The organism is Paraprevotella xylaniphila YIT 11841 (genome assembly GCF_000205165.1).
GTDB classification, from domain to species: domain Bacteria; phylum Bacteroidota; class Bacteroidia; order Bacteroidales; family Bacteroidaceae; genus Paraprevotella; species Paraprevotella xylaniphila.
In genome coordinates, this window is record NZ_GL883831.1 from 58,530 (window position 1) to 81,058 (window position 22,529).

29 protein-coding genes, 1 tRNA gene and 1 pseudogene are annotated in these 22,529 nt (G+C 43.6%); 26 read left to right on the plus strand and 5 right to left on the minus strand.

All coding sequences use genetic code 11. The annotated features are described in order from the left end of the window. Window positions 1-45 precede the first annotated feature (45 nt). A complete protein-coding gene (locus HMPREF9442_RS05020) occupies window positions 46-1,608 on the minus strand; it encodes a transporter (RefSeq protein ID WP_008626068.1) in 1,563 nt (520 codons plus the stop codon). A 371-nt stretch (window positions 1,609-1,979) separates the two neighbouring features. Between HMPREF9442_RS05020 and tpx the strand changes: the two genes are divergently transcribed. From tpx to HMPREF9442_RS05050, 6 genes are all read left to right on the plus strand, one after another. After that, on the plus strand, window positions 1,980-2,621 hold the full coding sequence (gene tpx / locus HMPREF9442_RS05025) for a thiol peroxidase (RefSeq protein ID WP_008626070.1): 642 nt from the start codon (window positions 1,980-1,982) through the stop codon (window positions 2,619-2,621). Between the two features lie 147 nt (window positions 2,622-2,768). After that, complete coding sequence (gene ffh, locus HMPREF9442_RS05030) at window positions 2,769-4,124, plus strand: signal recognition particle protein (RefSeq protein WP_008626071.1); 1,356 nt, start codon at window positions 2,769-2,771, stop codon at window positions 4,122-4,124. 18 nt (window positions 4,125-4,142) lie between these two features. Continuing rightward, a complete protein-coding gene (locus HMPREF9442_RS15305; protein WP_008626072.1) occupies window positions 4,143-5,249 on the plus strand; it encodes a TlpA disulfide reductase family protein in 1,107 nt (368 codons plus the stop codon). Between the two features lie 13 nt (window positions 5,250-5,262). Continuing rightward, window positions 5,263-6,141, plus strand: a complete 879-nt coding sequence (folD, locus tag HMPREF9442_RS05040; RefSeq protein ID WP_008626073.1) for a bifunctional methylenetetrahydrofolate dehydrogenase/methenyltetrahydrofolate cyclohydrolase FolD — start codon at window positions 5,263-5,265, stop codon at window positions 6,139-6,141. 203 nt (window positions 6,142-6,344) lie between these two features. Then, window positions 6,345-6,418 (plus strand) — tRNA-His (locus tag HMPREF9442_RS05045). Between the two features lie 165 nt (window positions 6,419-6,583). Continuing rightward, complete coding sequence (locus HMPREF9442_RS05050; protein WP_008626075.1) at window positions 6,584-7,783, plus strand: phage integrase SAM-like domain-containing protein; 1,200 nt, start codon at window positions 6,584-6,586, stop codon at window positions 7,781-7,783. 40 nt (window positions 7,784-7,823) lie between these two features. On the opposite strand, the gene HMPREF9442_RS05055 is transcribed toward HMPREF9442_RS05050, so the two are convergent. Genes HMPREF9442_RS05055 through HMPREF9442_RS05070 form a run of 4 tightly spaced genes read right to left on the minus strand, consistent with a single transcriptional unit; the run spans window position 7,824 to window position 9,874 of the window. Continuing rightward, the gene (locus tag HMPREF9442_RS05055) at window positions 7,824-8,399 is read right to left on the minus strand and encodes an ORF6N domain-containing protein (protein WP_008626077.1); all 576 of its coding nucleotides are present in this window, start codon (window positions 8,397-8,399) and stop codon (window positions 7,824-7,826) included. 57 nt (window positions 8,400-8,456) lie between these two features. Continuing rightward, complete coding sequence (locus HMPREF9442_RS05060) at window positions 8,457-8,690, minus strand: DUF2442 domain-containing protein (RefSeq protein WP_008626081.1); 234 nt, start codon at window positions 8,688-8,690, stop codon at window positions 8,457-8,459. A gap of 42 nt (window positions 8,691-8,732) precedes the next feature. Then, the gene (locus tag HMPREF9442_RS05065) at window positions 8,733-9,608 is read right to left on the minus strand and encodes a KilA-N domain-containing protein (protein ID WP_008626082.1); all 876 of its coding nucleotides are present in this window, start codon (window positions 9,606-9,608) and stop codon (window positions 8,733-8,735) included. Between the two features lie 2 nt (window positions 9,609-9,610). Next, window positions 9,611-9,874 carry a helix-turn-helix domain-containing protein gene (locus tag HMPREF9442_RS05070; RefSeq protein ID WP_008626083.1) on the minus strand — a complete coding sequence of 88 codons (264 nt, stop codon included), beginning with the start codon at window positions 9,872-9,874 and terminating at the stop codon, window positions 9,611-9,613. Between the two features lie 285 nt (window positions 9,875-10,159). Between HMPREF9442_RS05070 and HMPREF9442_RS15665 the strand changes: the two genes are divergently transcribed. From HMPREF9442_RS15665 to HMPREF9442_RS15310, 20 genes and pseudogenes are all read left to right on the plus strand, one after another. Continuing rightward, window positions 10,160-10,381, plus strand: coding sequence for an SH3 beta-barrel fold-containing protein (locus HMPREF9442_RS15665; protein WP_087944073.1), 222 nt, complete (start codon window positions 10,160-10,162; stop codon window positions 10,379-10,381). A 223-nt stretch (window positions 10,382-10,604) separates the two neighbouring features. Next, window positions 10,605-11,678 (plus strand): DUF4417 domain-containing protein, encoded by a 1,074-nt coding sequence (locus HMPREF9442_RS05075; protein ID WP_008626086.1) that lies wholly within the window; start codon window positions 10,605-10,607, stop codon window positions 11,676-11,678. 15 nt (window positions 11,679-11,693) lie between these two features. Further along, on the plus strand, window positions 11,694-12,206 hold the full coding sequence (locus tag HMPREF9442_RS05080; protein ID WP_008626088.1) for a hypothetical protein: 513 nt from the start codon (window positions 11,694-11,696) through the stop codon (window positions 12,204-12,206). Between the two features lie 159 nt (window positions 12,207-12,365). Then, window positions 12,366-12,758, plus strand: a complete 393-nt coding sequence (locus HMPREF9442_RS05085) for a hypothetical protein (protein WP_008626089.1) — start codon at window positions 12,366-12,368, stop codon at window positions 12,756-12,758. Then, window positions 12,751-14,043, plus strand: coding sequence for a PBSX family phage terminase large subunit (locus HMPREF9442_RS05090; protein ID WP_008626092.1), 1,293 nt, complete (start codon window positions 12,751-12,753; stop codon window positions 14,041-14,043). Before HMPREF9442_RS05085 ends, HMPREF9442_RS05090 begins: the two co-directional genes overlap by 8 nt. A 12-nt stretch (window positions 14,044-14,055) precedes the next feature. Beyond that, entirely contained in the window at window positions 14,056-15,570 is a 1,515-nt protein-coding gene (locus HMPREF9442_RS05095) for a phage portal protein (protein ID WP_008626094.1), read from the plus strand. A gap of 82 nt (window positions 15,571-15,652) precedes the next feature. Further along, complete coding sequence (locus HMPREF9442_RS16170; protein ID WP_008626102.1) at window positions 15,653-16,075, plus strand: conserved domain protein; 423 nt, start codon at window positions 15,653-15,655, stop codon at window positions 16,073-16,075. Between the two features lie 172 nt (window positions 16,076-16,247). Beyond that, entirely contained in the window at window positions 16,248-16,877 is a 630-nt protein-coding gene (locus HMPREF9442_RS05100) for a hypothetical protein (RefSeq protein WP_008626103.1), read from the plus strand. Between the two features lie 20 nt (window positions 16,878-16,897). Continuing rightward, window positions 16,898-17,491 (plus strand): head fiber protein, encoded by a 594-nt coding sequence (locus HMPREF9442_RS05105; RefSeq protein WP_008626104.1) that lies wholly within the window; start codon window positions 16,898-16,900, stop codon window positions 17,489-17,491. A 14-nt stretch (window positions 17,492-17,505) separates the two neighbouring features. Then, window positions 17,506-18,585: a hypothetical protein gene (locus HMPREF9442_RS05110; RefSeq protein WP_008626105.1), complete on the plus strand. Its 1,080-nt coding sequence runs from the start codon at window positions 17,506-17,508 to the stop codon at window positions 18,583-18,585. Further along, complete coding sequence (locus HMPREF9442_RS05115; protein WP_008626106.1) at window positions 18,585-18,914, plus strand: DUF6706 family protein; 330 nt, start codon at window positions 18,585-18,587, stop codon at window positions 18,912-18,914. The genes HMPREF9442_RS05110 and HMPREF9442_RS05115 overlap by 1 nt, the downstream gene beginning before the upstream one ends. Further along, the gene (locus HMPREF9442_RS05120; protein WP_008626108.1) at window positions 18,914-19,255 is read left to right on the plus strand and encodes a hypothetical protein; all 342 of its coding nucleotides are present in this window, start codon (window positions 18,914-18,916) and stop codon (window positions 19,253-19,255) included. The genes HMPREF9442_RS05115 and HMPREF9442_RS05120 overlap by 1 nt, the downstream gene beginning before the upstream one ends. Next, window positions 19,243-19,569, plus strand: a complete 327-nt coding sequence (locus tag HMPREF9442_RS05125; RefSeq protein ID WP_008626110.1) for a hypothetical protein — start codon at window positions 19,243-19,245, stop codon at window positions 19,567-19,569. The genes HMPREF9442_RS05120 and HMPREF9442_RS05125 overlap by 13 nt, the downstream gene beginning before the upstream one ends. After that, window positions 19,566-20,282, plus strand: coding sequence for a DUF2829 domain-containing protein (locus tag HMPREF9442_RS16405; RefSeq protein WP_008626112.1), 717 nt, complete (start codon window positions 19,566-19,568; stop codon window positions 20,280-20,282). The genes HMPREF9442_RS05125 and HMPREF9442_RS16405 overlap by 4 nt, the downstream gene beginning before the upstream one ends. Continuing rightward, the gene (locus HMPREF9442_RS05135) at window positions 20,279-20,674 is read left to right on the plus strand and encodes a hypothetical protein (protein WP_008626114.1); all 396 of its coding nucleotides are present in this window, start codon (window positions 20,279-20,281) and stop codon (window positions 20,672-20,674) included. The genes HMPREF9442_RS16405 and HMPREF9442_RS05135 overlap by 4 nt, the downstream gene beginning before the upstream one ends. Before the next feature lies 1 nt (window position 20,675). Continuing rightward, window positions 20,676-21,200, plus strand: a complete 525-nt coding sequence (locus HMPREF9442_RS05140; RefSeq protein ID WP_008626116.1) for a hypothetical protein — start codon at window positions 20,676-20,678, stop codon at window positions 21,198-21,200. A gap of 15 nt (window positions 21,201-21,215) precedes the next feature. Further along, window positions 21,216-21,413, plus strand: a pseudogene (locus tag HMPREF9442_RS17000) (hypothetical protein); the annotation flags it as partial. 59 nt (window positions 21,414-21,472) lie between these two features. Next, window positions 21,473-21,856, plus strand: a complete 384-nt coding sequence (locus tag HMPREF9442_RS05145) for a hypothetical protein (RefSeq protein WP_040602663.1) — start codon at window positions 21,473-21,475, stop codon at window positions 21,854-21,856. A 35-nt stretch (window positions 21,857-21,891) separates the two neighbouring features. Beyond that, a complete protein-coding gene (locus HMPREF9442_RS16410; protein WP_008617572.1) occupies window positions 21,892-22,050 on the plus strand; it encodes a hypothetical protein in 159 nt (52 codons plus the stop codon). Then, a complete protein-coding gene (locus tag HMPREF9442_RS15310; RefSeq protein WP_008626121.1) occupies window positions 22,050-22,529 on the plus strand; it encodes a hypothetical protein in 480 nt (159 codons plus the stop codon). Before HMPREF9442_RS16410 ends, HMPREF9442_RS15310 begins: the two co-directional genes overlap by 1 nt.

Here is a 22,529-nt window from a genome sequence, read left to right on the forward strand (position 1 = left end):
ATCTTTCGCTTTATTATCCCGCTAAATTATGCTCTTGCCCAAACCTTAAAAACTAAAGTCTATACCCAGACCAAACACTTTGTTGGTACGGGTGAAAGAGTCACTACCCTTCAACGCCCCTGTCGCCACCAAAACGTCGGCCACAGGCTGTCCGGCCGCCATGGCCACCGTATTGCTAATGCCATTATAGTCGTTCGTCGTACGGTTGTAGTCCTTATAGAAAGTTTGGAAATAAGCCACGTTCACTTTGATATGCTTTGTGGCTTGTATGCCGAAGCCCACCCCCATAGAGTTGGAGCTGACATTAAAACTCATGTCCTTCATATAAGCATCCGTCAGTCCGTAATGCGTGTTCTGCCATCCGGCACTGAACTGCAACCTGTCGCAAATGTCGTATTCCACCCCGGCCAGGATTTCCCTTGAACCGCTTTCAAGAAGTTTTTGGGAGTCGCCTTCCTGCGAAGCCTGTTTGTCGAAATAATGATGGTAACCTGCCATCACACGCAACGATGGCAGGATTTCGTATTGCGCACCAAGGGTCAACAGTGCCGGAATGTCTTCCTTCACAGTCCGCCCGTCGCGGAACTTGTCCAACATGGCCAAGCGTTCAGCCGACTCACTGTTGGCCGCACGGTTGTCCAAACGAATTTTCGTCTTAAACTCATACTTGGCGCCAAAGTTGAACTTGCCTATTTTATAGTCCAAGCCGATAATGGGCGTAAAGCCCCACCCCGTCTGGTCGCAGTTAAGCGTCACGTCTTCTGTAGCTACCGCCAAAGTACCCATTTGTTTGGCAGCCGCACCGGCCTTTTGGGCCAATTCGGCATACTGTTGCGCCAAATCCTGATTTCCGGCAGCGGCAGCCTGTTCGGCAGCCGCCGTCAGTTGGCCGGCTTTTTCTAAATAAGAAGCCATTTGGCTTGAAAACAAAACCGGAGCACTCACCATTCCACCATCGGCCGGATTATTCACCGATATGTTCTTCACATAACCGTAGTAGTTCGTCGTGGCATACACCAAACGTCCACCCACGAAAGCCGACAGGTTGTCCGTCACCTTATAGGCCGCACCGATTTGAAACCCATAATAATATTGGCGTCCGCGCATGTAGCTGTCCATGGAATAGCTATTGATGCCCATATCTTTCCCCAATAAAGGCAGCAACGCTGCCTGACTCTCAAAAGAGCCTAAACCGTCCTCGAAGGCGCACTTTCCACCTCCACCGCCAATGGCGAAATTGAAAGAATACGACCAACGGCCACGATTGTAAGCCGCCTGCAAAGAAGGAACAACCGGAGCTTTGGCATCTCCTTTGAACAGTTTGGAAGATTCTCCACGATTGCCTGCACCGTATGCAAAAGGCCCAAACACAGAAGTAACCTCACGCGTTTGGTAGGCACTTTGGAAGTTCAAGGACAGGTGTAACCCATCCGGCAAGAAAGCTACACCCGCCGGATTACTATACACCCCGTCAATGCCAATGGCACCGTCTCGCGCGGGATTGCGCAAGAACGTCACATTCTGATTCGTGTTCGTAAGTAGCCCTCCGGCAAAAGTTAAACTTGAAACCATCAAGCCAAAGGAAGCCACAAGAGTTTTTTTCTTCATACCTATGAATATTTCTAAAAATCGGGCGCAAAATTAACGATTAAAACTTATATTCACAAAGAAATCCCTTGTTTTATTCTATTCCCAATCGTTACAAATACAACAAATACAGATTAAGGATTCCATTTCACGACAACGCACCTCCATTTAACGCCCACACAAAAAGCTTCCTTTGATTTTCCATTCTACCGGAATACCTCCAACGCTCTCCTATAATTCACACAGAATATTTGTATATCAACAAAATAAACATATATAAGCAAACTTTTTTCTACCATTTTCGCTCCCCCTTTCCTATTCCGTTTTTTATACTTATATTTGTTGTGGCCTTTCGACATACTTGCTTCGATGAGAATTAAACCTACTTAAAAATGACGGATATGAAAAAAACGCTATTTTTATGGTTGGCATTGGGAGCCACCGTGACTGCTTTTGCCCAATCCCCCAATGGCATCACCAAAACCTCGGCCGTACAAACGGGACAGACGAAAAACAAGGGAGAATCAATCATCTATAAAAGAAACACCCTACATACGACAGGAAAAATGGTAGAAACGGGACGCAAGGCACCGGACTTCCACCTGACACAGTCTGACCTGCAAGACGTAAAACTCTCTGACTTCAAAGGTAAGAAAGTCATTCTGAACGTATTCCCCAGTTTAGACACCCCCACTTGTGCCGTTTCCGTACGTGAATTCAACGAAAAGGCATCGGGACTGGAAAACACGGTCGTGCTCTGCATATCCATGGATTTGCCTTTCGCACAATCACGGTTCTGCACCACCGAAGGACTTACCCGTGTCATACCGCTTTCGGCCTTCCGAAGCCAGGATTTTACCAAAAACTACGGTTTGCAGATTGCAGACGGCCCCATGAAAGGCTTGTTGGCTCGTGCGGTGATCGTGGTGGACGAAAAAGGAATCGTACGGCACACCCAACTGGTCAAAGAGATTTCGCAGGAACCGGACTATGAAGCGGCATTGGAAAGCGCCGCAACGGCAACTACGGAGTGAGGACGCAGGCGCATACCCGCCTTCTGCCGCAAACTCCAAAAGGAAAAGGCTTATGGAGCAGATTTTATCCGCTGTCATCCCTCTTTTGACGGAAGTTTTTTCGTATCTTTGCCGCTTTAAGAATCATCATAAAAAAACAAACGATATATGTTCGACAATTTGAGTGAAAGACTAGAACGGTCTTTTAAAATCCTGAAAGGTGAAGGCAAAATCACCGAAATCAACGTGGCTGAAACCTTGAAAGACGTGCGCCGCGCATTGCTCGATGCCGACGTGAACTACAAGGTGGCCAAGACTTTTACCGACACGGTAAAGCAAAAGGCATTGGGGCAGAACGTGCTGACAGCCGTGAAGCCAAGCCAGTTGATGGTAAAAATCGTACACGACGAACTGGCAACCCTGATGGGAGGCGAAACGGCTGAACTGAACCTGCAAGGCCATCCGTCCGTCATCCTGATGGCGGGTCTGAACGGTGCCGGCAAAACGACCTTGTCCGGAAAACTGGCTCTGATGCTGAAAAGCAAGAAACGTAAGAATCCTTTATTGGCGGCTTGCGACATCTATCGTCCGGCGGCCATCGAACAGTTGAAAGTGTTGGGCGAACAAATCGGCATCCCCGTATATAGCGAACCGGACAACAAGGATGCCGTGCAGATTGCACAGAACGCTGTGAAAGAAGCCAAGGCCAAAGGTTACGACGTGGTCATCGTCGATACGGCCGGACGCCTGGCGGTGGACGAACAGATGATGCAGGAAATCGCCGCCATCAAGCACGGTATCAACCCCGACGAGACGCTCTTCGTGGTAGATGCCATGACCGGACAGGATGCCGTGAACACAGCCAAGGAATTCAACGACCGTCTGGACTTCGACGGCGTGGTGCTCACCAAATTGGACGGCGACACCCGGGGCGGGGCGGCCTTGTCTATCCGTACGGTAGTGAACAAGCCCATCAAATTCGTCGGCACGGGAGAGAAAATGGAAGCCATCGACCAGTTCCATCCTTCGCGTATGGCCGACCGTATCCTGGGCATGGGAGACATCGTGTCGCTCGTGGAAAAGGCTCAGGAACAATACGACGAGGAAGAAGCACGCCGCCTGCAAAAGAAAATCGCCAAGAACCAGTTCGACTTCAACGATTTCATGTCGCAAATCCAGCAAATCAAGAAGATGGGTAACCTGAAAGACTTGGCTAGCATGATTCCCGGCGTGGGCAAGGCGCTCAAAGACGTGGAAATCGACGACAATGCCTTCAAGAGCATCGAAGCCATCATCCAGAGCATGACTCCGCGTGAACGTACCAATCCGGAAATCCTGAACACTAGCCGCCGCCAACGCATCGCGAAAGGTTCGGGCACCAACATACAGGAAGTGAACCGCCTCATCAAGCAGTTCGACCAGACGCGCAAAATGATGAAAATGGTGACGGGCAGCAAAATGGGCAAGATGATGGCCAACATGCCCAAGATTCCGGGTATGCCTAAAATGCCTAAACTGAAATAAAAAACAATCCGCACAATCATGAGTGAAAGGATGAATAAATATTGCGCCGCATTTCTCTTACTGCTTTCTGGTGGGGGAAATGCGGCGCAAGCGCAAACCGCCTACAGCGTCTCCGGACGTATCGAGGACCCGTCCATGGAAGGACGGAAGATATATCTGAGCATATATGATAACAACAGGGACATAGACTCCGCCACCGTACACAACCAAAGTTTCCGCATGAAAGGAGTGGCCGACGCGCCATACTTCGTCCGTTTGGAACCATCCGACAGGAAAAGCTATGCCAATTTCGTCCTCGAAGACTCCGTGGTCATCGACTATCAGGCGCACAAACCTTCCAGTGGCGGCAAGCTCACGCAAAAGTACCTTTCGTTTTTACAAGAAATGGATTCGCTTAGATCCGCCACGGACTCGTGGAGAAAAAACTATAAGGCGCAACATCCCGATGCGACCGAAGCACAGTACACCCAAGACTTTTACAAGAGATATTTCCACTTCTACGAAAAATGGATCGGGCAGGAAGGCACCAACGGAGTGGGCGAATACGTTTGGCGGGATGCCTACATCCATTTTTACCATACAGGACAAATGGAACTCTTACGGATGCTCCGTGCGTCGCTCAGCCCTTACCTCGCTTCCCTGAAATTCACCCGAACTGCCGTGGACGAGAAACTTGCCAAATGGGAAAGCACGTCACCCGGAAAACCGTTCATCGACATCGAAGGCATCACGATGGACGGCAATCCGACACGCCTCTCCCAATACATAGGAAAAGGCCGTTTCGTTTTGGTCGATTTCTGGGCTAGTTGGTGCGGGCCATGCCGGAAAGAATCAAAAGAGTTCCTAAAACCGTTATGGGAAAAATACAAGAACGGGAATACTCTGACCATCGTGGGGATAGCCGTCAGAGACGAACTGGAAAAAACGAAAAAAGCCTTGGTGGAGGAAAACTACTCGTGGCCGCAAATCCTTGATGCGGGTACAAGTCCATTGGACCAATACGCCATCACGGGAATCCCCCACATCATGCTGCTCGCACCGGACGGAACTATTCTGGCCCGGAACCTGAGAGGCATGCAAATTGAAAAAACAATCCAAGAACATATCAATAAGAACACGCAATAAAAGGAGGTTAAAAATGACATTGATTGACGGAAAGGCCACCGCCGCACAAATCAAGGCGGAAATTGCCGAAGAGGTAAAACAAATCGTAGAAACCGGAGGGAAACGCCCGCATTTGGCTGCCATCCTCGTGGGACATGACGGAGGCAGCGAGACTTACGTGCGCAACAAGGTTTTGGCTTGCGAAGCCTGCGGTTTTAAATCGACCCTACTCCGCTTCGAGGATACTATCAGCGAAGAGGAACTTCTGGCCGAAGTGGACAAGCTCAACAAAGACGAGGACGTGGACGGATTCATCGTGCAACTGCCCCTCCCCCGCCATATCTCCGAACAGAAAGTCATCGAATCCATCGACTTCCGCAAGGATGTGGACGGTTTCCATCCCATCAACGTGGGAAGAATGGCCATCGGGCTTCCTTGTTACATCTCAGCCACCCCGAAAGGCATCCTGGAACTGCTCCGGCGTTACCATGTCGAGACGAGCGGCAAGAAATGCGTCATTCTGGGCCGCAGCAACATCGTAGGTAAACCAATGGCACAGCTTATGATGCAAAAGCAGTATGGCGATGCCACGGTGACCGTATGCCACAGCCGGAGCCGCGACTTGAAGAAAGAATGCCGCGAGGCGGACATTATCATAGCCGCTATCGGCCAACCTGATTTCGTCACGGCCGACATGGTGAAAGAGGGAGCCACGGTCATCGACGTGGGCACGACACGCGTCCCCGACGCTACGAAGAAAAACGGATTCCGCCTCAATGGCGATGTGAAATTCGACGAGGTAGCTCCCAAATGTGCTTACATCACCCCCGTACCCGGCGGAGTCGGCCCGATGACCATCTGCATGCTGATGAAAAATACACTGTCAGCGGGCAAAAAGGAATTCTATCGTTAATAGGGTATTGAACAGACATAAGGTGTACCGCCTGCTTGACGGTACACCTTATTATATATAAGCCTTCGCGGACTTCAAGGCTGTGGCTCAAAAAAAGTTTTAGTAAAAATCCGACGAAACATTTGCAGTTTCAAATAAAATGCGTACCTTTGCATCGCTTTAGGAAAGGAACATGATACTTTCCACACAAGCACACCAAAATGGTGACTATAGTTCAGTCGGTTAGAGCGTCAGATTGTGGTTCTGAATGTCGTGGGTTCGAATCCCACTAGTCACCCAAAGAAAAAGAGGATTTTCAGCAATGAAATTCCTCTTTTTTCGCTGTATATAAGGAGATTGCGTAGATGGAGACGAAAATATGTCATGAATAACATTGTTACAAGTAGACTTTAAGACTTACAAGTAACATGAATTTGTTTACCCATTGTTTATCCTAAAAGTTATGGCTACATTTAAAGCAACAATAAAGAAAGACAAGCAACGTTCCGATAAAACCTGGAACGTGCTAATAAGATTCACACATGAACGTAAGGTGCGATACATCTCCACAACGATGTATGTCACCAAGAAAGACCTGACCGCGTCTTTTAAAATCAAAAACCAACAAGTGATAGACAAATGCGATGATTTGATTCGGATTTATCGGGACAAGGTTAACAAGCTGAATCTTGAAATCAACTCCATGGACATTGATTCGGTCATAGATTACCTGAAATCAAAAGATGATAAAAGCGGCATAGATTTTATCGCCTTTTCTCGGAAATGGTGTGCGGCGCATACCGAAATAAAGGGAATAAGGAATTACCTTACAGCCCTAAATTCACTTTGCATGTTTTTTGGAAGAGAAACTATACTATGCAGTGAGATAACCGTCCAAAAGTTGAAAGAGTACGAAGAATATCTTTCAGACAAGAAACGTGCACAATCCTTATACCCATCTGCCATTCTCCGGCTGTTTATGGAAGCAAGGAATTATTATAACGATGAGGACAATGACATTATCCGCATAAAACAAAACCTGTCGAAGTATAAACCCAAACAGCAAAATGTGGCTGAAAAGAGGGCTTTGTCCGTAGAAGAAATCAGAAATGTATTCAATATTCCTTATACCGGAATCAAAGTGAGGGGGATGGACAATAGAAGGGATTTGGCGAAGGATTGCTTCATGCTTTCTTTTTGCCTGATGGGTATGAACTCCGCCGACCTGTATAATGCCACAGAATATGACGGGGAGCATATCACTTACTATCGTACCAAGACAAAAGACCGGAGAAATGATAATGCAAAAATGATTGTCAAGGTACATCCTATAATAAAGCCTTTGATAGAGAAATATCGTGGTAAGGAACGTGTGTTTAACTTCTATGAGAGGTTTTCTTCAATGGGTGACTTGAACCGCTCCATAAACATAGGACTTAAAGGAATTGGTAGGGAATTGGGTATAGACAATCTCCAATTCTATTCTGCGAGGCATTCCATGGCCACAATCGCTATTAATAAAGTAGGAATAAACAAATATATTGTCAACGACATGCTTTGTCATGTGGATTCGTCAATGAGGATAACCGACCTGTATATACAAAAGGATTTCGCTCCCGTCAATGATGCTAATTTCAAGCTAATTGAATATATGTTTGGATAAGATGCTTAAAGCCGGAGGTATAGTTCTCCGGCTTTTTCTGTTATTTGTTTTTAATAAACCCTATCGGATTACGTGGCTTCTCTTGCAGTCGCTTTTGTGCCTGAAGCTCGGCAAGCGTCTGGTTTATGAGTTCCAGTTGCATACGGGTATCTTCGTTGATGTCGTTCTGGTCGGCAAAGACTTCCTCAATATATTTTTCGATATTTTCAATCCGCTGTTCCAGTTCTGATGTCTGGAATGGTTTAGGAAGCGCAGCCATTTGACGGATGGCTACAAAAGCTCTCATTATCCCAATATTTACTTCAATGGCTATGTCGCTGTTCAGGATTCCAGAAAGCATGGCAAGCCCTTGCTCCGTAAAAGCATAAGGAAGTTTTCTCGTACCTCCCCAACTTGATGTTCCATTTTGGAATATCAAGTTTTGTTTGATCATGGAAAATTCCTCATTGGTAAGTTGGAACATAAAATCAGGTGGAAATCTTTTCATGTTCCGTTTGACTGCTTTGTTCAGGTTTCCGGTCGTAACTTGGTAAAGTTCTGCTAAATCTTTATCCAACATTACTTTTTGGCCTCTTATATCGTATATCTTACTTTGGATTATTTCAAGTTGGTTCATGGGCTATTCTCCTTTTTCTATTTTGATTCTTATAGGATTCCCGAATAGGAATGAGAATCAGCAAGGCACGCCATTCTCAAACAGATATTCAGGAGCTATGTCCGCGCCGTTTGCCCAAAATATCGTTTCATCCAACCCAAACTGGATAAACTTAGATTTGTCTTTCAGTTCTTCGTATGCAGGATATTCCAAAAGAGGTGCAAGGTCTATCTTTCGTTTTTCTCCATTATTGAAAGTGCATATCATGGTGTAATCACCAGTATATTCTACGTCTGTAACTTGAAGTATCACAATTGTATCTTTTTATCGATTAACATTCTTCGACTTTAATCGTTATTCAATAGCATTGTTGTTATCGTTTGATGATATTTTCCTAAAACGATACTCCGCATTGTTTTTGTCTAATGAATGTAGTTGCTCTTTTGCCATACGATGTAAAACGCTAAACCTGACATCACGAGCTATTCCGTTTTTAATCATTTCGGAATTATACGATTCCATATTGGATAACACTACTAACTGATTGATAGATGCTGTATCACGCATATTGAGTTTCTTTGCAAGTTCAGGGTTGGCTTCTTCCCAATCCTTAGCCGTATATCCAAACAAGGCAAGATTAAGCATGTCGGCTTCTGTCGCATAGATAATACGTTCCTTTGTTTTGGATATAGACAATTTTGGAATTATGTTGTCCCTAATGGCATCCGTATGAAGCTGATAATTCGTTTTTGACAAAATGCGTTTAACATCCCATTGCTGCACCAAAGGATTATTTTCAGATTCTTTCAGGCGTTGGTATTCCTTTATCAGATACAACTTGAAAACTGGGCTAATGGCTGCACCGAACTCAAACGCTATATCTTTATGTGCATAAGTGCCACCATAACGACCTGATTTGGAAATAATACCTATTGCATTTGTTTTTTCTACCCAACTATTCACGCTCATGGTAAAAGTAGGTAATCCTGCTTCCTTTTTAAAGTGGTCAAATTCGACCACTTTAAAATCCGGGTTATAAATGGTCTCCCATGTTCCAAGAAATTCAATGGTGGAGCGTGTCCTAATCCAGTTCTTTATTATATCCGCTGCACGAGAACTGTCATCCCTTGCTTTCACCATATCTGTAAGGCATATATAGTCATTTTCATTGGCTTGCAATACCACGGATATTTCAGTGTTATTTACTGTTATCTTCTTTGTTGGTGACATGTTTATTCCTCCTTTTTATTCAATTCCAGTTTCGCACCGCATACGGGACAAATAATAATATTGGATGTTTCGTCTTGTAACAATTCAGATACAGAAATGCCAATAATAGAAGCTATTTCTTTTAGTTTATCTAAAGACGGATTACCATTTATTATTTGTGATAGAGATGATTGAGTTATTCCTTTCCCTCCGTTTTTATTAGTCATCAATGCAGCTACTTGACTAACTGTAAAACCTCTTTTTTGAATTTGTTCTTTAATATTCATAATGTATAAGTTTTAAATTATATCGCAAAGGTATCGTTTTAACTCTAAATAGCCAAAAAAAATTAGATATATCTTCTTTAATACTTATTTTTATTAGTTTTAAATTTATCCAATCATTTTGTTAATTATTAGTTAAATCTAATACAACTCATTGTGGTATTAGTTTTATCTAATATCTTTGCATCATCAAACAAGAAGTAATAACAAATAAAACGATATAGATATGAGTATCATAGATTATAAGAAAGGTGAGAACAAAGGTGCTTTGTTTATTCATGGTGCAATATCAAGCTGCGTGCGTTACTTCACAAGAAGATAGTAGAGTTCTATTTCAAGAAAACGGACGGCACGTTACGCCAAGCGTTCGGCACGCTCAAAGAAGGGTTGATTGGTGAAACAAAAGGCACAGGCAGAAAGCCGAATGAAAACCTGCAAGTGTATTGGGACACTGAAAAAGAAGAATACAGGTGTTTCAAGAAATGCAATCTGGTTAGGTTCTCGAAATAAAGGCCACAATGACAAGACAATAATAGCGAGTTGGGGCTTCGGCCAACGTTTCTTGCAATGATGCCCCCACCGTCAAATGGGCGGTGGGGTTTGGATGAACGGCCGTGCAAATGCAGGGATTTTACAACAACGCAGTGATTGTCACAAATAAGATTTTAATTTATTCCATTGTATTTTATAGTATTAGTACCTTTGGGAATACCATTTTCTCAAAGGTATTTTCATGCAAAGAACCAAGATAGATATACAGAAAGTTTTACCTAATGAAGGACAAATAGAAGGACTTCCGAGAAATCCACGTCTCATTAAAGGCGAGAAGTTCCGGAAGTTATGCCGTTCTATCCAGTCGCTTCCGGAAATGACTGAAGCAAGGGATATTCTTGTTTATCCACATCAAGGAGATTATGTCGTTATCGGCGGCAATATGAGGTTGCAAGCCTATAAGCATTTGGGTTGGAAAGAAGTGCCTTGTTGCGTGTTGCCCGTAGATATGCCAGTAGAAAAACTCCGCCAGATGCTCATTCAAGACAACAACCCGTTCGGAGAAAACGATTGGGATGCTTTGGCTAACGAATGGGATAGCGAAGAACTGAACGATTGGGGATTTGATGTATGGCAAGAACCAAAAAAGGAGAAGAAAGCCCAACCAACCAAAGATACACGGAACGAAACGGAGGCAGAAAAGCCCGACTTCTTTGCCGCCATGTTGGGAGACCGTATCTATGACAGCGATAACGAGTTTGACATCCCTACACTAAGATTGGACAGACAGCCCACAAGCGGCTTGCTTCTGCCATTTTCCGGATGGGGAGCGGACACAAGAGCAAAGAAAGGCATATCCACCTATCATTTCTACGTAGAGGACTACCGCTTCACAAACATCTGGAACAATCCCGTATCGGTATTGGATAGTGGGTGTTCAGAACTGGTAGAACCAAATTTTTCATTATTCGATACCACTCCAATAGCTTATGGATTACAACAAATATACATGAAGCGTTGGATTGCCCGTTTTTGGCAGGAGTGCGGTGCAAAAGTATATGCCGACCTTAATGTGTCGCAGAAGTTTTACAAGTACAACCGACTGGGCATCCCTGACGGTTACAACGCTTTTGCTACACGCGGTTATGCTGATAGGCTGGAATACCTTAAAATGGAAATACAAATCGCTCGTGAAATATCAGGTCTCGACAACCCCAACATGATAGTTTACGGCGGCGGAGAGAAGATAAAGGAACTGTGCACAAAGAACAATGTGCTGTATGTGGAGCAGTTCATACGTAATAGGATAAAGTGAAAGGGAATAAAAATTATGGCAAAGACTTCGGGTGGTGTGCGCACATATCGGCAAGGCAGCTCCACTTACCGCAAACGGCAGGCGGAGGTTGAAGCCATGCGTCAAAGCGGCAAGTATTCCAGTGTGGAAATGGGTAAAGGTGGCGGCTACGTGGCTATTGAGAAAAGTACAGCACGTCACAAGCCCGAAGAACTGGAAGCGGCTCGCATCCTTGCAGACAAGGGGTACAAAGTGACACTGAAGAATGAGGCTGGTTCAACAAAGACTCCCGACGGGTATTTGTTTACGGTTTCATTTGAACAAAGGACACCTACAGGGAGTTCCGCAAAGAATATACGGGCATCGCTTTATCATGGAAGGGATAAGAAAGCTGATATTCCTATACTTTACATGAAAGGAAACGGTCATACCCGTAAAAGTGTTGAAGACGGAATAAAGTATTTTGAGAGTTCAAGCAAATATCGCTTTAAAGAAATTATAATCGTTACGCAAGATGGAAGAATACATCGTCATAAACATAACTCTTAAAAAGAAGCGGTCACTGACTTACGCTTCGACCTTACCCGATAGGAAATGTCCTACTAAGCAACCGGGGGGCTGCCAGTTCCCGACCCGGACTATAAGTATGATACAAAAGTAGCAATAATAATTGAGAAAGCATAGAAATCGGCTTGAAAACGGCTTGAAATGGCAAATAAGAGAATAGTTGAAGATGGGATAAAGACTCGTTTCACGAGCGAACGTCAGCCGCCCAAAAGTGGCCGAAAGCCCAAACTATACACCGTTGCCAAGAAAGCCTACAACGTGTCACGTGAGGAATGGAACGAAGTAAAATTATACCTCCTTCAATGTACCCCGCAGGAGATTGACACGATTATCGGCAAGGACGATACCCCGATGTGGGTGCTTATCCTTGCGCGTGGCTTAAAAAGAAATGCGGCAAAAGGAGTGACCGATGTCTTGAACGACATGGAAGACCGTTTGTTTGGACGTGCTGTGTCTTCCCCGGACAGCGAACAGACAATGGAACATGGAAGTATCAGTATTGATAAATGGATAAAAAAGAATAGTGATGATTGAATCAGTCCCTCAAATAGATCCACAAAACGTTTATATTCCGCTTTATGAAGACACGGAACACTTTATCATTCTCATAACTGGAGGTAGAGGTAGTGGAAAATCGTTCAATGCGGCTACTTTTATTGAGCGGCTTACATTTGAACAGTCAAGAGACCGCACGTTCGCCCACAGTATTTTGTATTGTCGCTATACAATGGTGTCAGCCAACCTATCTATTATACCGGAGATACAAGAGAAGATAGACATAGACGGTGGAAGCAAATATTTTAAAACTACTCGTTCGGATATAGTAAACATGTTCAGCGGCGGACGCATTATGTTCCGTGGTATCAAGACTTCTTCCGGCAATCAGACGGCAAAGTTGAAATCCATTCACGGCATTACGACTTTTGTCTGCGATGAAGCGGAAGAATGGACGAACGAGCAAGACTTTGACAAAATCATGCTTTCCATTCGCCAAAAAGGGATTCAGAACCGGATTATCATCATTATGAATCCGACTGATTCCAATCATTTCATTTATAAAAAATACATCGAGAACACGCATAAGTTAGTGGAGATTGACGGCGTGCCGGTGCAGATTTCCACTCATCCGAACGTGCTCCACATCCATACGACCTACTTCGACAACATCGACAATCTTTCTCCCCAATTCATCAAAGAAGTGGAACAGATGAAAGCGGAGAATCCCGAAAAGTATGCTCATACGGTTATCGGACGTTGGGCTGATGTGGCAGAGGGGGCAATTTATAAAAAGTGGGGTGTCGTAAAGTCTATTCCTCAATGGTGCAAGAAGATTGCATTAGGGTTAGACTTCGGATTTACCCATGATGAAACAGCAATCGTAATGTGTGGGGTGATGGATAATGATTTGTACATTGACGAGATATGTTATAAAACACAGATGCTCACAAAGGATATTATCCAGACGCTTAGACCCTATCAAGGGATGAAAGTCATTGCCGATAGCGCCGACCCTCGTCTGATTCAAGAAATACATAATGCAGGAATACGTATATATCCGGTTGAAAAAGGAAAAGGCTCTGTCATTGCAGGTATTGAAAAGGCTAAGGAGTTTAACATATTCGTCACCGAACGCTCGTACAATCTGATGAACGAATTACGAAACTATGTTTGGGACAAGGATAAAGACGGGCATTATGTAAACCAACCGGCAGACGAACAGGATGACCACTTATGTGATAGTTTCCGCTATTATGTATATGGCATGATATTAGGTAAGATTCAGAAACCACGGGATAATTCAGGAATATTCGCACACTAAAAATATTGATATATGAGAACGATAGACGAAGTTTTAAGAATTGAGGATATAGACCAAAAGATAGCCTATTTGAAAAAAGGCCGCAAGACGGAGCTTCCCGATGCGGTGAAGCTGTACAACGACTGGAATCCTAACCGCCATGAGATAATCACGGACACGGAAAAATACCCAAAGATTAAAATCACGGTCGAAAAGGAGAAGGAGGTCTATGATGAAAAGACAGGCAAGACAACCACTATCCCGAAAAAAACAAAAGATGTGGAGCCTAACCGCATCGCTCTGCCTATTGAACAGGACATTGTGAATATTCAGACCGCTTTCACTGTGGGCACGGAGCCGAAGATGAACTGCGAACCGGAAGAAAACGAACAAGGATTGTTTTCTGCCCTGAGAAAGGTGTTGGAAAAGAACAAAATCAAGTATCAGAACAAGCGAATCGTGCGCTCGTGGCTTTCCGAACAGGAGTGTGCCGAATATTGGTACGTGGTGAAAGATGATGGTTTTTGGGCAAAGTTGAAGCGCAAGATTGGCACCCTTTTCGGCGCGTCCGCTCCTGAATACCGTCTGAATAGCGTGATTTGGTCACCATTTAGGGGTGACAAGCTATATCCTTTCTTTGATGATAGCAATAACTTGGTGGCTTTCTCTCGCGAGTACAAGAAAAAGGATTTGGACGACGTGGAGATTACCTGTTTTATGACTATTACGGCAGATTCCGTTTACCAATGGGAGTTTATAGACGGTTGGAAATCCGTTTCTTCATTCAAACATGGATTCAAGAAGCTGCCTGTCCTGTATTGCTATCGTCCGGAAGCCTATTGTGAGAAGATTAAGACACTCCGGGTGCGGTTGGAGAAACTTCTATCCAATTATGCCGATTGTATAGATTATCACTTCTTCCCTATCCTGATGTTGTTCGGTGATGTGCAGAACTTTTCAGGTGAGTTTAAGAGCCGAGTAGTAGAACTGACTGGACAAGGAGCAAATGCGCAATATCTGACGTGGAATCAGGTCCCTACAACAGTCCAGTACGAAGCTGAAACGTTGATAAATCAAATATATGCGCTCACAAATACTCCTCGAATATCTTTTGATGCAATAAAAGGTAGTGGGAACGTTCTTTCCGGTGTGGCTTTCGATTATGTTTTCCTTTCCACCCACCTGAACGTGGAAAACTTGGCAGAGGTAATCGGCGAGTTCATGCAGAGACGTGTCAATTTCCTTGTTTCCGCGCTTGGTTCCATCAATTCCAGTCTTGAAAAAGCAGCCGAAACGATAGACATCAACGTGGAAATAGAACCTTACCGATTGGAAAACCTTTCAGAAAAGATAGACACAGCATTGAAAGCCAAGAACGGAGAATTATGGTCACAGCAGCGCGCTATCACTTTCGTTGGAAATATAGATAATGTGCTAGATGAGGTCGAGCAGATAAAGGAAGAGCAAGCCGAGAAACAGCAAAATGAAATCTCCAAGCAGGAAAAACTATCAAAGTTCAGTAGTAAAAGCAACCAACCTGTAAAATAGGACTACTGACATTTTGAATAATATTTGGGATACTTTTCCGGTTTACCAATATTATTCATATATTTGCGATAAATAAGCTACTATGTTGGATATTAAAGAATTAAGAATAGGGAATTATTTAAACTTAAATTCTCAATTATTTAAGGTTAAAAAGCTGTCTTTAAATGGCAATTTTTATTCTTATGAAATTGATAAAAATCTTGTATGCGGATGTTATTGCAATCCATTGCCTTGTTATAGAGAAGTAGAATGTGTTTCTACTAAAGATTTGTCTCCTATCCCTTTGACATCAGAGCTTTTGGAGAAATGCGGCTTTGTTTATGAAAATGTATTTGATTCGTATTGGTCGCCTGATTTACGCTATTTAAAGGAAACTAAAGAAGGATTTTACTTGTATGACAATGAAAATTGTTGTTGCCGCATAAGTAAATCCATTCATTTCTTACATCAGTTACAGAATATGTATTACTGTTTGACTAATCAAGAATTGAATGTAAAGCTATAGACATCTTATCCATCTACGTATTGTCGGCGCGATTCCACCCGGTTTCGCGCTTTCTTTGTATTTAATTCATGACAATCCCGCTATTGTCACGTATTATTCTTCCCTAAATTTCTTTTTTCTCTTCCACATCTGTAATTTTACCGTAGGATTTTATTAATCAAGCTCATACGGTATGACAATATTTGAAATGATTTTGGCAGGACTGCAAACGAAGTTTCCGGGTACGGACACTGCCACTTTGACCCGAATCGCCACCAAAAAGGCAGAGGGTGTAACGGACGAAACAAAGGTAAACTCCATTGTTGAGGGTATCTCTTTTCAGGACGTGATGCAAAACTATGGTGATTTCCGTGCAGGACAAGCACAGACTTCCGCTGTTTCCAACTACGAGAAGAAGCATGGACTGAAAGACGGTAAACCAATCGAGAATCCAGAAGAAAAGAAAGACGAAAAAAAGGATGATGTCCCTTCTTGGGCACAAGCTTTGATTGATTCCAACAAAACTCTTTCTGAAAAACTTGCCGGTTACGAACAGGAGCGCGCACAAGCACAGCGTAATGCGCAGGTTTCTGCAAAGGCAAAGGAATATGGCATTCCCGAAACACTTGTACCCATGTTGAACATTCCGAGCGATGCGGACTTAGACACTTACATGAAGGACGCAAAGCAAACGTTTGTCAATGCGGGATTTCAAGGCGTGCAAGTTCCCACAACATCAGAACAGCGTACTGAAAAGGAGAATCACGAAATTGCTGCTATGATTAACAAGGGAACAGAAGAGATTAAAAAACAGAATCAGTAACTTAAAAATGTAAAAAGATTATGCCAGGAGGAATTAAGTATAATTTAAAGCCTATTGAAGAACCTACTCCGGAAATGTGCCGGATTGAAACCATTTTCCGTTATTCGGGAGGTTTTAATCTGGTTTTGACTAATCTTACAGGAGTAAAGGGTATTCCACCCATGACACCATTGGTGCTTGATTTTGTAAAAAGACAGGCAACAGCAGTCATCAATGTAGATGTGGTAGAGGATATTTCCGCAGGGACAGTTTCCTTGAAGATAAAGAAAAATTCCTTTGCCTATAAAGGTATGCACTTAGGTAATGGTACGAATGGAGGAACAATCGAATCTATTGATAAAACCTCTAATGCCGAATATGATACAGTGACTTTAGCTGCTTCACCAACTTTGGCAGCTAAAAAAGGAGACACTTTGTTTGAAGCTACAGCAGCCGCAGGGAAAACTCCCAAAGCTACCGCAACCGCACTGAACTACGCATGGACGAAAGTAGAAGAAGGTGCAACCGTCACCGCTATCGGACAGGCTTACGAGATTAGACCAACCAAGCTGATTGTGCCTATTTCAGAAAAGGATAAGGCTTCGTTAGGTGACAGATTCATGTTTACTTATTAAAGAAAGGAGAGTATATGTATTTGACAGTTCAGACATTATTGAATGACCCTGAAATAGTAAAAGCGGTGATTGACCGTGTACAGGCTCTCCGTCTTGATACTATTTTCTGGAAGAAGCACCTTGATTTCGAGGAAACGAAGTCGCGCGTGTTTAAAACTTATCTCGGTACGGTTACAGGCGTAACAGCCGGTTCTGTTATCGACCGTAATTCTAACAAGCCGTTAAGAGAGCGAAAATCTCTCGGTTCAGGTTATGGTGAAGTCGCCTATTTGGGTGATCGTTACCAGATGGACAATGACAGGTTGGATATGTTACAGGAGCTTGTAACCAAGTACAACAACGCCCGTCCGGCAGATCAACAAAGAGCATTAAACGACATTATCAACTATATTGTGGATGATTATCGCCAAGTATTGCTTGCTCCACATAAGCGTATGGACTTAGTTGATGGTGCCCTGCGTTCCGATGGTAAGGCAACGGTGAAAGTGGATGACAATCCACAGGGTATTGCCATGCTTGATATGGAATTGCCTGTACATCGTATCACTCCAACAACGGGAGATAAGAGCAACTTCGTAAAATACCTTATGGATCAGGTTGTCGAACTTCGTACCAAGTTCGGTATATTCGTTTCAATGGAGATGTCTCGCAAGACGTTTATCAAGTCGATTGTCGGCTCAAAAGATTTTGGGGAGTTCTACAAACAATCCTTTGCACAGAAAGAGGTGCAGCTTTCTTCCGGCTTGATGTCAAGCGAAATGGCTACAACGATTTTCCAAGGGTTAGGCTTGCCACCTATTGTTATTAATGAGGACTTGGTAGAACTTGCTGACGGGACAATGAAGCAGGTATTCAAGGATAACCGAATTTCATTGTTCACCACGGCTAAACAAGGGAAGATGCGTTGGCATACTCCGTATGAAATCGCAGACCCTGTTCCAGGAAAGAACTACAACCGTTCGGAAGGAGGCATGTATATCTCCAATGTGAGAACGGATGAAGGCCGTTTCATGGAATATGGTTGTGAGTGGATTCCGGAATATACGTCTCCGAATAAGATTGTAATCTTTGATTTGGATACGATGTTGGCGTGATGAAAGTATCTGACTACATAAGGCAGACCTTCAGGGACTTTGGCGTTGCTTTGAGCGATGCCAATCTCCTTACAATCCTTTTGCCCATGAAGATAAGCGGAGAGGATGATGTAAACGAAGACAATATCCAACCGATTTCGGTAGGTATGACAAAGTTTATCCCTACCCTTTTACTTCGTGGTAGTTCCAAGTCCGTATCGGAAAACGGGCACTCCAAATCGCAATCATGGGACATTCAAGGTATCAAAGATTACTATTTCCTGATGTGCAAACGGTACGGATTGAAAGACGAACTGAATACGAACAAACCTAAAGTGACTTTTCTCTGATGTTAGACGAAGCACCTCACATATTAGTAGTAAGGACGATAACGCCGCCGGATAATGACGAGTACGGGCGACCGATACCCGGCACAGGCGGTGAATCGTGGGATGAACTGACTGAATGCTTTTGCCATGACAATTCCCAGCAAAAGGAAGTGTCGGTAAACGGCAAATTGTGGGTTTATTCCTACCATGTGGTATATGAGGGCAAGAAACTGGCATTAGATACAAAAGTAAGGTGTTTGGATAAGGACACAAAAGAGATTGTAGGAGAAGGTAAAGTAATCAAGAATGCCGAATGTTATTCGGAAGAACTGAAAGGGCGTTGTGATATATGGTTAGGGTAAGTGTCAAATTTGATTGGTCGGATTTTCCTGCTTTTGAAGAGCAAGGAACAAACGAAGTGCGCGAAACAGTCGATAAAGTCGGCAATGAAGCTGATGACTACGATGTGAAAGACGGAACTTATCAAAACCGTACAGGCACGCTCCGCAAGTCTAATAAGCATAAGGTTGAGAAAGATTGTAGTTTGATTTTGTATAACGATGCAGAAAGTCCCAAAGGTTATCACTATGCCTCTAATGTGGAAAGCAAGGGCTTTAGGGTGAGAAGCGGAGGGGCTTTGTATGCAGAGAAACGATTGAAAGAATTAATAAAATGAAAAAGTACATCGGAACAAAACAGATTGAAGCCGAACCTATGACAATGGGCGATGCTTACGAAAAAGGCTTGTTGCAAGCAGGTAAAGTGCCTAACGAAAACGAGAAGTCAAACGCAGGCTATCATGTCCGCTATCAAGACGGTTATGAAAGCTGGTCGCCTGCCGAGCCGTTTGAGAAAGCGTACAAGTGCGCAGACACATTTATTGACCGCTTATATATCGAATATTCCGACTTGATAGAAAAGTTCGAGAAATGCGCAACTTTTGTTGATAGCGACAAATTCCGTGAGGTTGTCAAAGATGATTATCCGGCATTTTTGCTTTCACTTCAACGGGATTTGATGGGACGTTACCTGCAAGCTCTAAGTTGCCGTATTAACATTGCGGACAATATTACCGAAGATGTTTCTATCCAAAGAATGTCTTTCGGAATTGCAATTCAAGCATTGAAGTTCGGTCTTGCTATCCGTAGAAAAGGTTGGAACGGCAAAGGATTGTTTGTAATTAAACAAGTACCGGCACACATCGGAAGTGATGTTATCCCAAAGATGCAATCACTTCCTCAGTCAGCTAAAGACTTGATTCTGTCAGGTAAGGGCTTTATTGACTACACAAGCCAATGTCTTATCTACAATGAGAATACAGGACGGGCTGACAGTTGGGTTCCGTCTATCTCTGATGTATTTGCAGAAGATTGGGAAATCGTAAAATGATAGTAACGACTGACATAGCGAATATTCTCTACAAGGACTGCCAGGCTTTCGGCATAGAGGTTTACCAATCGGGAAACATCCCTGACGAACACAAGGAATTGCCTTCCGAAAGAGTGATTATCCGCACTAAATCCCAATCCCCCGAAACCTATTGGAAGAAAGGCTTTGTGGAAGTGAACCTTTGTGTGCCAGATGTGGAAGGGAAAGCGAACCTCATCCGTTTACAGAAACTGGAACGTAAAGCGCAAGAGCTCTTGGATGATGTAGTAGGAGAATATGACGAGTCAAGCTACTATTATTCGATTGATTCAATCGGAACGGAAGCGGACACAGCTTTGAAGTGTCATTATGTGAATGTTAGAATTTTGTTTCAAGTATTAAATGTAAACTGATATGAAGCCATTTATAGGAATTAAAAGAATTTGGTATGGTAGTGTGATTGATGAAACCGTTACCAAAACGAGCCTGAAAACTCTGATTGGTGAAATGACAGAAGTCAAAAACTCCCACCAAGACACGTGGCAGTACACGGAGGATGACCCTACCTATACTGACTATATCAATGAGTTGAACGGGGAAATTTATTATCGTGATGTTACCCAAAAGGGAGCAAAAACCATCGCATTTACAATGGGTGAATGGACTTTTGACGATAAGGTTGCCTTGCAAGGCGGAGAAAAGGTTGACACAGATGCCGGTTGGGCTTCCTCTGATACGCCTGGCATTGTTAACTTGGGTATTGTGGCACAAACCAAAACAGGCAATTATATTGTCTTTACCAATGCTGCCGTTATTGCAAAAGGAACACAAGCGGAGAAGAACATAGGCTTAGGCGTTACAGCTGTTGCCATGTCGAATCCGGCAGAAGGAGTTAAATCAGATTACTTGTTTGAAGGGGAAAAAGTCGATGCCGCATGAACAACCGTCACCGTAACCCCTACGCCTTCCGACGCTACCGTTAAACTGGACGGCGATACGGTAAAGTCAAAGCGGGTGAACGCCGGTGCTTCCGTTCGCTATGAAGTGTCGAAAGTCGGTTACACTACTCAGTCGGGAACAATAGAGACCAAACCTTCCGATGCAGGCAAGACTGTGGACAAAAAGATTGTTCTTGTAGAGATTTCAGGGTAATGTTTAATTCTAAGGGTAAGGCGATAATGTTTTGTCTTACCCTTTTTAAGTTTTTATCAATGGAACAAAACGCAGCAAAAATAGTAACAAGTGCCATTCTTGATATGGACTTTAAAACAGTGGTAGTAGCAGGGAATGCGTATATAATTATGCCGCCAACAATGAAAAAACTTGCCGGAGCTGGTTATTGGCTTTCTGGGATTAAAGGAGATACCATTAAAGAAGTTTTTTTATCGAAAGACAATATAGAAGCCTTTTCACACGCCTTGTCGTGGTTGATACAAGGAGACGAAAGTCTGTTTGAAGAGCTATTGAATGGGACAGATAAAGAACTGAGTGACGCTTTGGAAGAAGCCTATTCATTGATTTCTGCTGAAAATTTTTCCAAGCTGTTGGCTTTAGCCAAGAACGTAGCAAATCTGACAGCAAAACCGAAACAGTAGGAAATGATTGCTTACTGGGACAAATCGCATCGTTCATGGAAAATCTGCATTTGTCTTACGATGAAGTGGTGAATAAGATACCCTACCGCAACTTGGTAATCATGCAAAAAGACAAGCTCCATGTGGCTTTCGGCGAAGTATTACGTGAAGTGTCGGATGAGGACATGTTCAAGAATAGAAAATTTGACGAGTAATGAAATTCAAAGGCGATATATCAGGTCTGGACGCACTGGAACGGCAATTGGAGGATGTCTATTTGGATCGCTTGGCTGATGCCGGAGAGAAAGCCGTACAAGAAGCCATAGCGGAGGGTAATTACCAAAATATCACGGGAAACTTGCGCAGCTCCATTGGCTATGTAATAGCTTACAATGGGCAGATACTACGTGAAGGCGGCTTCTACAAGATACAGGGAAGAGGCGAAAACATGCAGAAGGTGGAGTTTACCACTAAGGCAGGTAAGCATGTCTCCTTTTGGGCTAAAGGTAAGTACGGGGATGGTTCAGAGGGAAGCCGAAAAGGTTTGGAGTTTGCCCGTTCACGAATAAGGGAAACTATGGGATATGCGTTTATCCTTGTAGCCGGAATGGAATATGCAAGCTATGTCTCGTCCAAAGGTTATGACGTGATAGACAGGGGTACTTATTTATTGTGGAATTTAATAGGTAAATGA